This is a genomic window from Niveispirillum sp., from assembly GCF_017996735.1.
GTDB lineage: Bacteria > Pseudomonadota > Alphaproteobacteria > Azospirillales > Azospirillaceae > Niveispirillum.
This window is the reverse complement of sequence record NZ_JAGOGJ010000007.1, coordinates 1-15625: the sequence shown is the minus strand read 5'-3', so window position 1 is coordinate 15625 and position 15625 is coordinate 1. Positions and strand designations below refer to the sequence as shown.

Sequence of the window (15625 nt, the reverse complement as noted above, 5' to 3'; positions counted from 1 at the left end):
CGCGGGTGAGGCAATCCCATGTCCATACATTCAAACTGGCGCCGCAATCTGGCCGGGGCCGTGGCGTCGGTCGCCCTGTTGACCGGGGCGGCGGGGGCTGAAACGGTACTGATCCATGCCGGCACCCTGCTGGCGGTACCGGGGCAGAAGCCGCTGACGCAGCAGACCCTGATCGTCACCGACGGCAAGGTCAGCGCGGTCAAGGGCGGCTATCTGGATGCCGCCGGGGCCGGCGCCCCTGCCGATGCGCGCACCATCGACCTGAAGGACAGTTTTGTGCTGCCGGGCCTGATCGATTGCCATGTGCATATCACGGGCGAACTGGGTCCCCGCTCGCAACTTGCCGAGGTGCAGGACGACCCGGAGGAAACGGTGCTGGACGGTGTCGTTTACGCCAACCGCACCCTGATGGCCGGCTTCACCACCGTGCGTGACCTGGGCGCACCCGCCCGCACCGGCTTTGCCCTGCGCGATGCCATCAACAAGGGGGAGGTCGAGGGGCCGACCATCCTGGCCGCCGGCATGATGGTTTCCATCACGGCCGGCCATGGGGATGTCAACGGCTTCAGCGAGGAAGTGACCCACGCGCTGCGCCCCGAAAGCATCTGCAACGGCGCCGATGATTGCCGACGCGCGGTACGCGAACAGATCCGCAAGGGCGCGGACGTCATCAAGCTGGCCACGACCGGCGGCGTGCTGTCCAACATCGCCGCTGGCACCGGCCAGCAGATGTTCGATGACGAGGCCAAGGCCATCATCGACACGGCCCATTTGATGGGCAAGAAGGTGGCCAGCCACGCCCACGCGGCCGGCGGCGTCAATCTGGCGCTGCGCAGCGGCGTGGATTCTGTCGAACACGGCTCCTTCATCGATGCCGACAGCATCAAGCTGTTCAAGCAGTCCGGCGCCTATCTGGTGCCAACCCTGCTGGCCGGTTACACCGTCGTGAACATGGCGAAGAACAGCACCACCCTGACCCCGGCCCAGGCCGCCAAGGCCCTGGATGTGGGTGAGCGCATGAAGCTGAGCTTCGGCAACGCCGTGCGGAACGGCGTCAAGGTGGCCTTTGGCACCGACAGCGGCGTGTCCGCCCACGGCACGAATGCCTATGAGTTCAAGTTGATGGTCGATGCCGGCATGCCGGCCGCCGACGCCATCAAGGCCGCCACCGTGAACGCCGCCGACCTTCTGGACCGCAGCAACCGCATCGGCACCCTGGAAGCCGGCAAGGATGCCGATATCATCGCTGTGGCCAAAAGCCCCATCGAGGATGTGACGGAACTGAGCCGTGTGCAGTTCGTGATGCGCCAGGGCACGGTACACAAGCTGAACGGGGCGGCGATGCCGTTCGTGCCCAAGACCTGATCCGGGGACAAGAAATCCAGGGGCGGTGGCGGCCCCGCCCCTGGACAGGACCGCCACCGCCCGATTATGATGCGCGAACAAAGCCATTGCATCGCAACCTCAGGAATGAATCGGCGATGATGATCGCCTGCAGGCTTCATGGCCCTATGCCTGCTGACGGCACTGTGTAATCGGGGGCGGTGGGTCGCGGAGAACGGGTGATGGCGCTTTACCAGGATGATATGGGCAATCTCTACTGGATCGATGCGGCAGGCCCGGTCATCACAACATACACCGAAGATCGGGCTCACCGATGGGGTGCGCCTTTCCTGATCCATGGGCATCGGCTGGACAGCTTCACATGGTCCGGGCGATTGATCGGGTCTTTGTCCCTGTTGCTGGCGGCGGTGGCAGTGGTGCTGATGATCAGGGGCGGGCACGATATGGCAGGAGGCCTGCCTGCGATGTCCGTCATGGTCGCCCTCATCGGCCAAATGGTGATCCTTCGGCGCACCGGTATCCAGATGGTGCCAAGCACGGTCCTGCGTCTGCTGCGGCCACAGCCATGGGGATCGCTGCTATTGGAACTGGCCGGCAAACTGTCTCTTATCACCCTGTACCTGTCCGTCACGCTTGACATGCTGGGCGACGATATGGACAGCCTTTGGCGTCAGGCTGTCGCCCTGGTGCTGGGGGGCGGTATCTTATTCATGTTGGCGCAGATGGGTCTGCTTTTGCTTTCCCTGATGCGGATGCACGTTCGACCTTCCTGACCAGAATGCCGCTTTATCAGGACAATCAAGGCCATCGCTACTGGCATGACCGGATCGCACCTATCCTGCACCCGCCGGCCCTGTCGGCGGAGCGTATGGCGCAGGGCATCCGGCCCCACATTGCCCGTCTGCGACCGGATCGGGCCGGCTGGCTGCGGGTTGGCTGCGTTGCCGCCATAACGGGCGGGCTGGGCCTGACCCTGGCGTCGCTGTTGCTGGCCGAACGGGACTGGCCTGTTGCCCTGGCGCTGGCCGTGACGGGCTTCCTGTGGTGTGCCGCGCTGCGCCTGTTTTTTGTCACGGAGATCTGTGCGCAGGGCGTGCCGTTCGAGGGACCGGTGACGCTGGTTCCGGTCCAGCCCTGGCCGCCTCGGCTGCTGCGCCTCGCCCTGATCCTGTCCTTCGCGGGGCCGCTTTATGTGCTAACCTGGGTCAAGGGGCTGGACGTCATGGACGGGGACGGGCCATCCATCTTCCTGGCGTTGGTCTGGGTCTGGCTGCTCTGGGGCCGGGTGAAGGCGGTTCGGCGGGAGAACAGGGCTTTGAGATTGGCGCTGGCGGTGGGGGACGGCTGATGGCGTTGTTCATCGATGAAGATGGGCAGGTCTATTACGGTTTCTTTCATTGGCAGCCAGTCTGGACCCGAGCCGCCATACCGTTTTTTTTGCAGCCTCGCGGTGACGAATGGCAATCCGGTCGCTATCTGCGTCAATTGTCCCCGGCTTGGGCCGGCTGGTTGCCGAAACTGACCACAGCCATGGCCTGTTTCCACATCCTTCTGTTGAAACTCGCCTTCATTCTTTGGTGGTCAGGCATGGGGGAAGCGATGCTTCTGCCGGGCGTTGCCGGGCTGACGGGAAATCTGTTCCTGAATTTCCTGTTGCTGTGGGTTGGTGGGCGCTGGGTGCGCGCTGATCACCCGGTCCGTCTGTGGGCCAATCAACCCCGTGAGGCGCTCGCCTTTGACGTGACGGCGGCCCTTTGCTGGGTGCCCGCCGCGGGGGCGATTATGATGCAGAAGCCTGTTGGGGGTCTGTTCATGCTGGCCGTTGCAGCGGTCTTTCTGGCGAGCGGTCTCTGGCAAATCTGGCGATGCCGGTAGCCATATAAGCGTCCGTCAGGAAACCCGTCGTAGCCAGTCCACCAGCGCCCTGAGCGGCCCCGGCACATGCCGGCGGCTGCTGTAATAGAGGAATGGGCCGGAGAAGGACAGCGACCAATCCGGCAAGGCCCGGACCAGGGTGCCGGCGGCGAAATGGTCGGCCAGCAAATCCTCGAACGTGTAAATCCAGCCCAGACCGTCCAGGGCGGCGCGCAGCAGCAGGGGTGTCGAGGAACTGACCAGTGGGCCTTGCGGATGCAGCTTCAGCACCTCCCCCTGCCGCTCGAACTCCCAGGCCAGCGGCCCTCCATCCGGGAAACGGTGGCGCAAACAGGGACGGGACAGCAGGTCGGTCGGGTGTTGCGGCAGCCCATGCTGCGCAACAATGGAGGGGGAGGCTGCCAGCACATAGCGTTGCACCCGCGGCCCGATAGGCAACGCCACCATGTCCTGGGCCAGCATTTCCTCATACCGCACGCCGGCATCGAACCCGGCGGCGAAGATATCGACCAGGGCGTTGTTATCCACGATGTCCAGGCTGATTCCGGGATGGGCCGCCAGGAACGGGCCGATCAGACCGGGCAGGACCGTGCGGGCCACGATGGACGGCACATTCAGGCGCAGCGTGCCGAACGCCGTGTCGCGATACTGGTTCAGCCCGTCCAGCGCCTGGGTGACGGCATCCATGGCCGGCGACAGGCTTTCCACCAGCCGCTGCCCCGCCTCTGTCGGGGTTACACTGCGCGTTGTGCGGTGCAGCAAACGCATGCCCATCATTTCTTCCAGATCGCGCACCGCCTGCGACAGGGTGGAGGCGGAAACACCGCGTTCCTTGGCCGCGCGCCGAAAATTACGGTGCCGCGCCACGGCCAGAAAGGCATCCAGATCGGAAAGGGCATAGGGTTTCACAAAGGGTGCCATTGTACGGATTTCCGAACAGGTCATTCTTATAAGGACGGATTATCGCATAATATCCGGGATGGCAGGATGGGGCCATGCCAATCCTTCCCCTACGGAGACCCATCATGCTGCACCGCCGCAATCTTGGCACCACCGGCCCCGCCACTGCCCCTGTCGGCCTTGGCTGCATGGGCATGTCCGACATGTATGGTCCGGCTGACCGGGCCGAAAGCATCGCCACCATCCATGACGCACTGGATGCCGGGATCAATATCCTGGACACAGGCGATTTCTACGGCATGGGCCATAATGAGATGCTGATTGCCGAAGCGCTGAAGGAGCGGCGGCGCGAGGATGTGGTGCTGTCGGTGAAGTTCGGGGCCGTGCGCGGGCCGGACGGGGCCTTTCTGGGCTATGATGGACGCCCGCAATCGGTGCGCAATTTCGTGGCCTACAGCCTGAAACGGCTGGGCACCGACTATATCGACATCTACCGCCCCTCGCGCCTGGACCCTGCGGTGCCGATCGAGGACACGGTGGGCGCCATCGCCGATCTGGTTCGGGAAGGCTATGTCCGCCATATCGGCCTGTCGGAGGTGGGGGTGGACACGATCCGCCGGGCCGCCGCCGTGCATCCGATCAGCGACCTGCAGATCGAATATTCCCTGATCAGCCGGGGAATAGAGGCCTCGATCCTGCCCACCTGCCGCGCACTGGGCATCGGCATCACGGCCTATGGCGTGCTGTCGCGCGGCCTGATCAGCGGCCATTGGACCAAGGACAGGGGCGATGCCGGCTACCGTGCCGCCGTGCCCCGCTTCCAGGGGGAGAACCTGGACCGCAACCTGTCGCTGGTGGAGGCCTTGCGAAAGGTGGCGGACGGGATCGGGGCCAGCGTCGCACAGGTCGCCATCGCCTGGGTGGCGTCACGCGGGGCCGACATCGTGCCGCTGATCGGTGCGCGCCGCCGCGACCGGCTGACGGAAAGCCTGGGGGCGGCGGGTCTGGTCCTGTCCGCCAGCGAACTGGCCGCCATCGAAGCGGCGATGCCGGCCGACGCCGTGGCCGGGGACCGGTACCCGTCGGTGCAGATGGCCCATCTGGACAGCGAGCGCTGAAAGGGTGCGTCGCTCCCTCACCCTCCCAAGCCTGCCGGCTTGGGCCCCTCCCTCTCCCGCCAGGCGGGCGAGGGGCGGAACTTTGGCTTTGGCAATGCGCTCAATGTCGCCCCTCGCCCACGAACGTGGGAGAGGGAGGGCCCGCCGCGAAGCGGTGGAAGGGTGAGGGCAAAAGGCGCGCCATCGGCCCCACTCGACAGAAACAGGAGCAACGCCCCCTCACCCCGGCGCCACCATGCGCATGAACAGGTCCACCATCTTCTGCACATGCCGCTCCACCTCCGCCGCATCGGGAATGGGGCGCATGCCGGTAACGGTGCGATAGAACAGGTCGCTCTGCATCATGCCGCAGAAGGCGCTGACCACGGCCGCCACGTCGGGACATCGCACGATGCCCCGTTCATGCAGATCCCCCAGATACCGGATCATGGCCGCCTGCAACGGGTCCGGCCCGCAGCGGAAGTAAATCTCCGGCAGGCGGGGGAACTTGATCCCCTCCCCCATCAGCATGCGCCAGAGTCCCTGCGCCTCCGGGTCCATCAGCACACCCATCAGCCCGCGCGCGATGCGCGTCAGGGTTTCGCGCGGGCATTGGTCGGGCAGGCTGGGGGCCGTCAGCGGCTCCATGATCTCCGCGCAGCGCTGGGTGATCATGGCCTCGAACAGCCCCTCCTTGCTGCCGAAAAGCTGGTAGAGTGTGGAGAGCGAGCCCCCCGACCGCCGCACGATGGCGGAAAGGCTGGCCCGTTCGAACCCATGCTCGAAAAACACGGTGGCGGCGGCGTCGATCATGGCCTGCCGCCGGGCCACCATGCGGGGGGAATGGTCGGCGGATTCTGCAAGTTCGGTTGTCATGGCGGGATCATCGCACTCCCCCCGCACATCCCGCAACGGGGCGTGACGGTCATCACTTGAAGACTGTAATGTACGTTACATTATCCTATCCATCCATACAGGGTTTCTTTTGGGGGGTATCAGATGGTGGGGCTTCGGGGCGCCGGCGGCAATTGGCGGCGGGGGGCGGCGTTGGCCGTCCTGTTGCCCTTGGTTCTGGCCGGATGCGGCGCGAAGGAGGCGGAGCCGGTGCCGGCCCGCCCCGTGCGCGTGGCGGCGGTCACCTTCAAGGACAGCCATGCCGACCGGTCCTTCACCGGCACGATCGTGCCCCGGACAGAGGTGCAGGCCGGGTTCCGTGTCGGCGGCCGCATCGCGGCCCGCATGGTGGAGGTGGGTGACCGGGTGAAGCCCGGACAGATCCTGGCCCGCCTGGACCCGACCGACCTGGAACTGTCGCTGAAGGCCGCTGAGGCGCGGCTGGCCCAGGCCGAGGCGCAGGCGATCCAGACGGCCGCCAGCCTGAAACGCTACACCCCCCTGCTGGCCAGCGGCACCATTGCCCAGGCGCAGTTCGATCAGGTGAAGGCCGCCGCCGACACCGCCGCCGCGCAGAAGCGGGAGGCGGCGTCCAGCCTGTCCATCGCCCGCAACCAGCGGGCCTATGGGTCCCTGACCCTGGACCAGGGCGGGGTGATCACCGCCGTCCTGGCCGATGCCGGACAGATGGTGGGCGACGGGCAGACGGTGCTGCGCATGGCGACCGATCTGGGCCGCGAAATCGCCATCGACGTGGCGGAAGGCGATCTGGCCCGGCTATCGGTCGGCGGCACCGCGACCGTGGCGCTGTGGGCCGATGGTGACCTGAGCCTGACCGGCACGATCCGCGAGATCACCCCGGTGGCCGACCCCGCCAGCCGCACCTTCCGCCTGCGTGTGGCCCTGCCGGCCGACGCGCCCGATGCCGTGCGTCTGGGCATGACGGCGCGTGTCAGCTTCCCCGACGCCGCGGCACCTTCCGTGGCCCTGCTGCCGTCGTCCGCCCTGTTCCAGCAGGGGGACAAGCCCGCTGTCTGGGTCCTGGCCCCGTCCAAGGACCGGGTGCAGTTGCGCCCCGTGGAGGTCGGCGCCTATCGCCCCGACGGGGTGGCGGTGAAGGCCGGGTTGAAGGAAGGTGAACTGGTGGTGACGGCCGGCGCCCACCGGCTGGATGCCAACCTGCCCGTGCGCGTCTGGGATGGGGGCCTGCCGTGAGCGGACTGAACCTTTCCGCCTGGGCCATCCGGCATCAGGCACTTGTGCTGTTCATGATCGTCATGTCGCTGGCCATCGGCGTCTATTCCTTCGTGACGCTGGGCCGGGCCGAGGACCCGCAATTCGCCATCCGCACCATGGTGGTCACGGCCCAATGGCCGGGCGCCACCGCACGGGAGGTGCAGGAACAGGTCACCGACCGCATCGAACAGACTTTGCAGCAGGTGCCCAACTATCACTTCACCCGGTCCTATGCGCGGCCGGGCGAAACCGTGATCTTCATCAACCTGCATGATTATACCCGCTCCGACACGCTGCCCGACATCTGGTATCAGGTGCGCAAGCGGGTGGCCGACATGGCCCATACCCTGCCCGCCGGCGTGATCGGTCCGCAGTTCAACGACGAATTCGGCGACACGTTCGGCATCATCTACGCCTTCTCCGGCGAAGGCTTCAGCCAGACGGAGATGCGACAGGTGCTGCTGGCGGCCCGCCAGCGGCTGCTGACCCTGCCATCGATCGGCAAGGTCGATCTGCTGGGCGTGCAGGATGAGAGGATCTATGTGGAGTTCGACACCGGCCGCCTCGCCTCGCTGGGTGTGACGGTACAGCAGATCGGCCAGGCCCTGGCCGCGCAGAACGAGGTCAACCCCACCGGGACCATCGATACCGGCACCGACCTGATCCGCGTGCGTGTCTCCGGCGCGCTGAAGACGGAGGAACAGGTGGCGCAGGTGCCGATTCAGGCCGGCGGCCGGCTGCTGCGCCTGGGTGACATCGCCACCATCCGCCGCGCCGCCCGCGACCCGGCCGAAACCTTGATGCGCCATAATGGTGAGCCGGTGACGGGTCTGTCCATCGCCATGGCGGCGGGTGGCGACATCCTGAAGCTGGGCGACGCCGTCAAGGCGGAGATGAAACACATCCAGGCCACCCTGCCGCACGGGATCGAGATTTCGCTGGTCGCCGACCAGCCCACAGTGGTGCGCAGTTCCATCAACGAATTCGCCAGCGCCCTGGCCGAGGCGCTGGGCATCGTGCTGATCGTCACCTTCCTGTCGCTGGGCCTGCGCACCGGCGTGGTGGTGGCCCTGTCGGTGCCGCTGGTGCTGGCCGTGACCTTCGGCGTGATGAAGGCGGCGGGCATCGACCTGCACAAGATCTCCATCGGCGCCCTGATCATCGCGCTGGGCCTGCTGGTGGACGATGCCATCATCGCGGTGGAAATGATGATGGTGAAGCTGGAACAGGGCTGGGACCGGGCCAAGGCCGCTGCCTTTGCCTGGACCTCCACGGCCTTTCCCATGCTGTCGGGCACACTGGTGACGGCGGCGGGCTTCGTGCCCGTGGGCTTCGCGCATTCGGCGGCGGGTGAATATACGGGCGCCATCTTCTGGGTGGTGGCCACGGCCCTGCTGGTCTCGTGGCTGGTGGCGGTGATCTTCACGCCCTATCTGGGCTACAAGATGCTGCCGCAGAACCTGGAGGGCACGCATAGCGACGACCATAACGCCGCCTATGACAAGCCGCTCTACCGCCGCCTTCGGGCCAGCCTGGTCTGGACCGTCAACCACCGCTACATCGTGATCGCGGCCACGGTCGGGGCCTTCGTGCTGTCCATCGTCGGCTTCGGCTTTGTGCAGCAGCAGTTCTTCCCCAATTCGGCCCGCCTGGAACTGGTGGTCGATCTGGAATTGCCGGAAGGCACCTCCATCGGCGTCACCCAGGAACGCGTGAAGGAACTGGAAGCCGTCTTCGCCAAGGATGACGGCATCGAAAGCTTCAGCGCCTTTGTCGGCAGCGGCGCCCCCCGCTTCTATCTGCCCCTGAACCAGGAGCTGAAGCGGCCAAACTTTGCGCAGTTCATCGTGGTGACCAAGTCGCTGGAACGGACCGTGGAAATGGCCCGCACCCTGCCGCACGATCTGGAAACCCGCTTCCCCGACGTGCGCACCCGCGTGGCACGGCTGGAAAACGGACCGCCCGTCGGCTATCCGGTGCAGTTTCGCGTCATGGGGCGTGACCCGGAATTGTTGCGCAGCATTGCCGGCGAATTGCGCGACCTGATGCGGGACAATCCGCACACGACCGACGTCAATCTCGACTGGACGGAGAAGGTGAAGTCCGTGCGGCTGGTGGTTGACCAGGACCGGGCCCGCGCGCTGGGCGTCACCAGCCAGGATCTGGCGCTGGCGCTGCAGACGGTGATGACCGGCTATACCGCCACCCAGTACCGGGAGGGCATCGAACTGATCGACGTGGTGCTGCGCGCCGGACAGGATGAACGCGTGGCGTCCGACCGGCTGGCCCAACTGCGTCTGCGCGGCCCCAACGGCCCCGTTCCCCTGTCACAGGTGGCCAGCCTGGAGTACGGGCTGGAGGAAGGTATTCTCTGGACCCGGTCGCGCGATCTGGCCCTGACCGTGCGCGCCGATCTGCGGGGCAATGTCCAGGCTCCGACGGTGATGGCGGAAATCGAATCCGTCCTCGGCCCCCTGCGCGCCAAACTGCCCACTGGCTACCGGATCGAGGTGGGCGGTGCGGTGGAGGAAAGTGCCAAGGGTCAGGCCTCCATCATGGCGGTCGTTCCGGCCATGATCGTGATCATGCTGACGGTTCTGATGGTACAGTTGCAAAGCTTCCAGCGGGTGGTGCTGGTGTTCCTGACGGCGCCGCTGGGCCTGATCGGCGTGACGCTGGCCCTGCTTGCCTTCCAGCAGCCTTTCGGCTTCGTGGCACAGTTGGGTGTGATTGCGCTGGCCGGCATGATCATGCGCAACTCCGTCATCCTGGTCGATCAGATCGAACAGGACATCGCCGCCGGCCATGGTCGTTTCGACGCCGTGGTCGATGCCACGGTGCGCCGCGCCCGGCCCATCGCCCTGACGGCGGCCGCCGCCGTGCTGGCCATGATCCCCCTGTCGCGGTCCAGCTTCTGGGGACCCATGGCCATCTCCATCATGGGCGGCCTGATCGTGGCCACGGCGCTCACCCTCTACTCCCTGCCCGCCATGTATGCCGCCTGGTTCCGCGTCCGCAAGGACGAGACGGGACCGACCGCCCCCGGCGGCTGGGGCGGGGCCGAGTAATACTAACGGTCAAAATTCTTGACCGTTAGTATCGGTGGCGACCGCCGCCGCGCCGCACGTGCGGCGTTAGCCAAGGCTGCGGATGCAGCCGCCCGGCGCTTGAGGGGCAGGAAAGAGTGACCGAAGGTCAAGATTTCATGCCGCTGGTATAGGGGCGAGGGGTTTGCCAACCCAAACCCCTCGCCTCTTAAACCCTCACCCTCCCAAACCCTCGCCACCCTCACCCTCCCAAGCCCTGACGGGCTTGGGCCCCTCCCTCTCCCACTGGCGTGGGCGAGGGGCGGAACTTGGCCCCACGCCTGATTTCGTCCCTCGCCCGCTTTGCGGGAGAGGGAGGGGCCCGCCCGCGTCAGCGGGTGGGAGGGTGAGGGAAAAGGAGAAGACCGCCCCTCCCAGACAAGGGCGAGGAAAACCCGCAAAAACCCCAGCCCTGCATTCAGAGCATAACTCGATATATCTAATATGCATCTAATCCCTATCGACTTTTCCGTCACTCAGCGCGATATCAGATATATCGAGTTATGATCGGATATGGAGATTCGACATGCGTGGTTTTTTCGGACGCGGCGGCTTCGGCGGCGGTGACGATGATGACGATATGCGCGGTTTCGGCGGGCGGCACCGCCACGGCCATCCCGGTCGGGGCGGGCGCCATGGGCGCGGCTTCGGCCATGGCGGTCTGCGGCTGGTGCTGCTGAAGCTGCTGGAGGACCGGCCCCGCCATGGGTATGAGCTGATCAAGGAGATCGAGGAACGGTCGCAGGGCCGCTACGTCCCTTCCCCCGGCGTCGTCTATCCGGCGTTGAGCTGGCTGGAGGATGGCGGCCTGATCACCATCGCGGCGGCGGATGACGGGCGCAAGCTGGCCCGCATCACTCCGGCCGGCCAGTCCTTCCTGGCCGAACAGGCGGACGAGGTGGCCCGCCTGCTGTCCCTGATGCTGGAGGGGGAGGAGGAACGCGGCGGTATCCACGAATATGCCGCCCTGTTCCGCGCCATGCACAATCTGAAGGGTGCGCTGCGCACCCGTGGCATGCGCCCCCTGTCAAAGACTGAAGTGGAAACCATCGTCGACTGGATCGACGAGCTGGCCCGCAAGATCGAAAGGCAATAAGCATGCCCGATGCCATTTTTCCGGCGCGTGAGCCGCGCCGCGTGCGGTTCGACACACGCCGCCGCGACCTGACCGTAACCGCCATCCGGGACCTGTCGCCCCATATGCGCCGCATCACCCTGTGGGGCGATATGCAGGGGTTCCAGTCCCTGGGTTTCGACGATCATGTAAAACTGTTTTTCCCCGATCCGGCAACGGGTCTGATCGCCATGCCGGGCGGGGATGAAAAACCCATCGCCCGCGACTACACACCCCGTTATTTCGACGTCGCGGCGGGCAGGCTCACCCTGGATTTTGCCCTGCATGGGGTGGCGGATGGCACGGCGGGACTGGCGACGCTCTGGGCACACCGCGCCGTCACCGGCGACACGCTGGTGCTGGGCGGGCCGCGCGGCTCCACGGTCTGGCCCGTGGATTACGCCCTGCATCTGCTGATCGGGGATGAAACGGCCCTGCCGGCCATCGGCCGCCGGCTGGAGGAACTGCCGGCCGGCACGCGCACCCTGGTCCTGGTCGCCGTGGATAATCCGGCGGAAAAGCTGCAACTGCACAGCAGGGCCGATGCGACCATCCACTGGCTGTTCCGCGATCCGGCCCATGGCGGTCACGCTTTGGCCGACGCGGTCGCCCGTCTGTGCGTCACGGAAACGGACATCTTCGCCTGGGTGGCGGCGGAAGCCGGGGAGGTGCGCCAGATCCGCGACCTGCTCTCCACCCGCCATGGCATCGATCCACAGCGGATCAAGGCCTCTGGCTACTGGCAGAAACCGGAAGCGGGGGAATAATCCCCCGGGTCACCGATGATGACCCCGGGGATAAGAGGGCAGCCGCGAGGGCCGGTCCGCGCGATCAGTCGTCGCGGCCCATCTGTTCTTGCAGGTAGTTCTGCAGACCGACGGACTTGATCAGGCCCAGTTGTGTCTCCAGCCAGTCGATATGCTCCTCCGTATCCTCCAGGATGCGGCGGAAAATCTCCTTGGACTGGTAGTCGCGGACGCCCTCGCAATAATGCATGGCCTCCAGCAGCTCGGTGCGGTTGCGGGTTTCGATGGACAGGTCGCCCTCGAAACATTCCGGCACATCCTCGCCGATCTTCAGCTTGTGCAGATCCTGAAGGTTCGGCAGCCCTTCCAGGAACAGCACCCGCTCGATCAGCAGGTCGGCATGCTTCATCTCACCGATGCTTTCTTCGTACACCTTCTTGCCAAGGCGCAGAAAACCCCAGTTCTTCAGCATGCGGGCGTGCAGGAAATATTGGTTGATCGCCGTCAGCTCGTTGACCAGGATGGTGTTGAGATGGCGGATGACGGTGGCGTCGCCTTGCATGGGAACCTTCACAATGGATCAGGAGGAACGGGTTGGAACAATGTTCCGCTGACCCGATACTGGCATGGTCCACCGCCTTTGTCTTCTGATAACGTATTGCAATTGAAGGGAAAAGCGATTGATAACCAATCGCGTGTACCCCTCCCCGAAAGGAGCAGCATGAGTCCGCCCGTCCGTTACCTGGAAGATTTCGCCCCCGGCATGGCATTCGAATTCGGCGACCGTCTGGTCACGGCCGAAGAGGTTGTGGCCTTTGCGCGGGAATATGATCCGCAGCCCTTCCACCTGGACGAGGCGGCGGGCAAGGCCACCCATTTCGGCGGACTGGTGGCCAGCGGCTGGCAGACGGCGGGCTTCATGATGCGTATGCTGGTCGATCACATGCTGTCGCCGCAGACATCGCTGGGCTCCCCTGGCCTGGATGAGCTGCGCTGGCTGAAGCCGGTGCGTCCGGGCGACCGGTTGCGCGTCCGGGTGCGCATCGTGGAAGTGAAGCGCTCACGCTCGCGCCCTGAAATGGGCACCATCCGGCAGACGACGGAAGTGCTGAACCAGAAGGATGAAGTCGTCATGTCGACGATCTCCATTGGAATGGTGCGTGCGCGTGCGATACCGGATATTTCGGCTAATTAACTTGTTAAAGCGGAGAGTGGGGGTCTTCTAGACATGTCCATGCAGGCAAATTTATTCCGAATGGACTATCCCCACCTCCGCCACCCTTCCCAAAAGGTTGGAAATTTGCGTATGATGTCCCCCTGTCGGTGCAATGGGAGCCATCATGGCGCGGGAAGTGATTGATTTTTCTCCGGGGGAATGGGTGGAGGAACTGACGCCGCCCCGGCGTCGGCTTCAGATCATGGCCGTTCATGCCAAGCCGGGGATCAAGGCGCCGAATGTGGAACTGGCCATTGATGGAAACCCTGTCCATCGGCTCAGCCTGTCGATTTTTGCCCTGGCCGACATACAGCGTTTCCGCCGCGTGCGCTGACCCCGCGCCGCGCCATCACCAGAACCAGTAGGCGGCCCCCCCGGCCAACAGGGCCAGAAGGCTGGGGCCGCCGACAAAAAGACCCAGGCGCAGACCGCCGACCGACCCCGCCATCACGGATTTGGCCACCGTATTCACGCCCACGGCCAACAGGATGGCGCCTGCGGCCAGATGCAGGCTGTCCGGCTGCTGCTGCCCCATGCGGGACATGGCGATGGTGATGGCATCGACATCGGCGATGCCCGATGCGGCGGCCCCCAGCAGCAGGCCCGTATCGCCTACGAACCGGCGCAGCAATTCGGCCCCCACCAGGACGACGGCAATGAACAGCGCCAGCTTCAGCGCCGTGGCCAGTTCCAGCGGGTTGGACAGGGCCAGGGGCGGGCTGTCCGTCTGATCGCTCTTGCCTTTGCCATCACGCAGCAGCAGGACGGCACTGGCCAGCGCCAGGACCAGCAGCGCCGCCCCGGCCGGCACGGCCAGCGGCACCACCATCGCCCGGTTCAGCAGGCCTGCCACCAGCACCACGCGCAGCCCCATCACCATGCCGGCGATCAGCACACCCGCCGCCAGCAGGGGACCCGCCTCCTGCTGCTGCCGCGCCAGACGGGCCAGTGTCAGGGTGGTGGCGGTGGAGGAGGCGAGGCCACCCGCCAGGGCCGCAACAATGACGCCCTGTTTCTCGCCCAGCACCCGCACGGCGACATAGCCGCCGAAGGAGATGGCGGCGATCATGATGGCCAGGAACCAGATTTCCGCCGGGTTCAGCACACCCCAGGGATCGATGGTGCGGTTGGGCAGGACCGGCAGGGCCAGGAAACTCATGGTCGCCAGGATCAGCACAGCGCGGATTTCCGCCCATTGCAGCCGCCGCAGCCAGTCATGCAACGGGTCGCGCAGGGCCAGCAACAAGGTTGCGGCCACGGCGACGGCCACCGCCACGCGCAAGTCGCCCAGCGTGGCATAGGCCCCCAGCAGAAAGACCAGCAGGCCGGAAATGACGCCGGTGGCGGAATTACGCCCTTCCTCGCGGGATTCCAGCCAGTGGAACGCCGTGAAGGCGCCGGCGAAGCCCAGAAAGGCCAGGCCCAGGAACAGCAGATTATCGAAGGAATGGGTCAGCAGCCCCGCGGTGCCGCCCAGCAGCCCGGTAATGGCGAAGGTGCGCAGGCCGGCGGCGCGCTGTCCCTCCGGCGTGTCGCGCAGGCGCCAACCCCGTTCCAGCCCCACCAGCAAGCCGATGGCCAGCGCCACGGCCAGCCGCATCAGAAGGTCAAGCTCGTCCACGTCATCCCTTTCCAAGGCCGGCATCGCGGCGCGCAGGATGCCCCGGCCGGCCGACGCGGGCAAGGGAGCGGAAGGCTCATATCAAGGGTCATGGACCATGACCCTTGGAGGCCGCGGCGCCCGGCGCGTGAGGGCGAGTGCTCATACCCCCCATGGCTCTTGGTATCAGGCCCGCGCCAGGGAGTGGTTGAACAGTTCCAGCAGCAACGGGAAAGCCGACAGCCGGTCGACCAGCATCACGCCGAGCGCACCGCCATCGGCGTGATCGACATGACGGATGGTGACGGGCAGACGGGCCCAACTGCGCCCGTCGGGACGCAACACGGTGATGTCCACCCGCTGGCCGATGACAAAACCGCCGCCCCGATCCTCCGGACGCACACGCAGCCCCCCGAACGACCAGTCGAGCAGACGGGCGGGGCGGCCGGCAACCATCAGATAAACGGGTTCGGTCGGGGTACGCGGATGCGTGCGGCGTTCGGCCGGGGTGTCGGAC

16 protein-coding genes are annotated in these 15625 nt (G+C 65.7%); 11 read left to right on the top strand and 5 right to left on the bottom strand.

Features of this window, described 5'->3' with window-relative positions; all coding sequences use genetic code 11:
• The first annotated feature begins 18 nt into the window (after window positions 1-18).
• The 4 genes from KBA48_RS04395 (at window position 19) to KBA48_RS04380 (ending at window position 3219) form a co-directional block, all read left to right on the top strand.
• Entirely contained in the window at window positions 19-1365 is a 1347-nt protein-coding gene (locus KBA48_RS04395; RefSeq protein ID WP_292903782.1) for an amidohydrolase family protein, read from the top strand.
• A 200-nt stretch (window positions 1366-1565) separates the two neighbouring features.
• Window positions 1566-2117 (top strand): hypothetical protein, encoded by a 552-nt coding sequence (locus KBA48_RS04390; RefSeq protein WP_292903781.1) that lies wholly within the window; start codon window positions 1566-1568, stop codon window positions 2115-2117.
• Window positions 2118-2122: 5 nt separating this feature from the next.
• Window positions 2123-2692, top strand: coding sequence for a hypothetical protein (locus KBA48_RS04385; protein ID WP_292903780.1), 570 nt, complete (start codon window positions 2123-2125; stop codon window positions 2690-2692).
• Window positions 2692-3219: a hypothetical protein gene (locus tag KBA48_RS04380; RefSeq protein WP_292903779.1), complete on the top strand. Its 528-nt coding sequence runs from the start codon at window positions 2692-2694 to the stop codon at window positions 3217-3219. The genes KBA48_RS04385 and KBA48_RS04380 overlap by 1 nt, the downstream gene beginning before the upstream one ends.
• Window positions 3220-3234: 15 nt before the next feature.
• On the opposite strand, the gene KBA48_RS04375 is transcribed toward KBA48_RS04380, so the two are convergent.
• Window positions 3235-4140 carry a LysR family transcriptional regulator gene (locus KBA48_RS04375; protein ID WP_292903778.1) on the bottom strand — a complete coding sequence of 302 codons (906 nt, stop codon included), beginning with the start codon at window positions 4138-4140 and terminating at the stop codon, window positions 3235-3237.
• A gap of 104 nt (window positions 4141-4244) precedes the next feature.
• Between KBA48_RS04375 and KBA48_RS04370 the strand changes: the two genes are divergently transcribed.
• Entirely contained in the window at window positions 4245-5237 is a 993-nt protein-coding gene (locus KBA48_RS04370; protein ID WP_292903777.1) for an aldo/keto reductase, read from the top strand.
• A gap of 219 nt (window positions 5238-5456) precedes the next feature.
• Here the strand turns inward: KBA48_RS04370 and KBA48_RS04365 are convergent, their stop codons facing one another.
• Entirely contained in the window at window positions 5457-6092 is a 636-nt protein-coding gene (locus KBA48_RS04365) for a TetR/AcrR family transcriptional regulator (RefSeq protein WP_292903776.1), read from the bottom strand.
• A 123-nt stretch (window positions 6093-6215) separates the two neighbouring features.
• Here KBA48_RS04365 and KBA48_RS04360 point away from each other — a divergent pair, with 123 nt between their 5' ends.
• The 4 genes from KBA48_RS04360 to KBA48_RS04345 all read left to right on the top strand — a co-directional run bounded on the left by KBA48_RS04360 (window position 6216) and on the right by KBA48_RS04345 (window position 12313).
• Window positions 6216-7325: an efflux RND transporter periplasmic adaptor subunit gene (locus KBA48_RS04360; protein ID WP_292903775.1), complete on the top strand. Its 1110-nt coding sequence runs from the start codon at window positions 6216-6218 to the stop codon at window positions 7323-7325.
• Window positions 7322-10414: an efflux RND transporter permease subunit gene (locus KBA48_RS04355; protein WP_292903774.1), complete on the top strand. Its 3093-nt coding sequence runs from the start codon at window positions 7322-7324 to the stop codon at window positions 10412-10414. The genes KBA48_RS04360 and KBA48_RS04355 overlap by 4 nt, the downstream gene beginning before the upstream one ends.
• 544 nt (window positions 10415-10958) lie before the next feature.
• On the top strand, window positions 10959-11528 hold the full coding sequence (locus KBA48_RS04350; RefSeq protein WP_292903773.1) for a PadR family transcriptional regulator: 570 nt from the start codon (window positions 10959-10961) through the stop codon (window positions 11526-11528).
• Between the two features lie 2 nt (window positions 11529-11530).
• The gene (locus tag KBA48_RS04345; RefSeq protein WP_292903772.1) at window positions 11531-12313 is read left to right on the top strand and encodes a siderophore-interacting protein; all 783 of its coding nucleotides are present in this window, start codon (window positions 11531-11533) and stop codon (window positions 12311-12313) included.
• Window positions 12314-12377: 64 nt separating this feature from the next.
• On the opposite strand, the gene bfr is transcribed toward KBA48_RS04345, so the two are convergent.
• Window positions 12378-12854: a bacterioferritin gene (gene bfr / locus KBA48_RS04340; RefSeq protein ID WP_292903771.1), complete on the bottom strand. Its 477-nt coding sequence runs from the start codon at window positions 12852-12854 to the stop codon at window positions 12378-12380.
• A gap of 159 nt (window positions 12855-13013) precedes the next feature.
• Between bfr and KBA48_RS04335 the strand changes: the two genes are divergently transcribed.
• On the top strand, window positions 13014-13487 hold the full coding sequence (locus tag KBA48_RS04335) for a MaoC family dehydratase (protein ID WP_292903770.1): 474 nt from the start codon (window positions 13014-13016) through the stop codon (window positions 13485-13487).
• 145 nt (window positions 13488-13632) lie between these two features.
• On the top strand, window positions 13633-13842 hold the full coding sequence (locus tag KBA48_RS04330; RefSeq protein WP_292903769.1) for a hypothetical protein: 210 nt from the start codon (window positions 13633-13635) through the stop codon (window positions 13840-13842).
• A 15-nt stretch (window positions 13843-13857) separates the two neighbouring features.
• Here KBA48_RS04330 and KBA48_RS04325 read toward each other — a convergent pair whose 3' ends face one another.
• Both KBA48_RS04325 and KBA48_RS04320 read right to left on the bottom strand, forming a co-directional pair.
• A complete protein-coding gene (locus KBA48_RS04325) occupies window positions 13858-15129 on the bottom strand; it encodes a DUF4010 domain-containing protein (RefSeq protein ID WP_292903768.1) in 1272 nt (423 codons plus the stop codon).
• A gap of 165 nt (window positions 15130-15294) precedes the next feature.
• Window positions 15295-15625: PilZ domain-containing protein (locus KBA48_RS04320; protein WP_292903767.1), on the bottom strand; the 331-nt coding region annotated here is incomplete at its 5' end.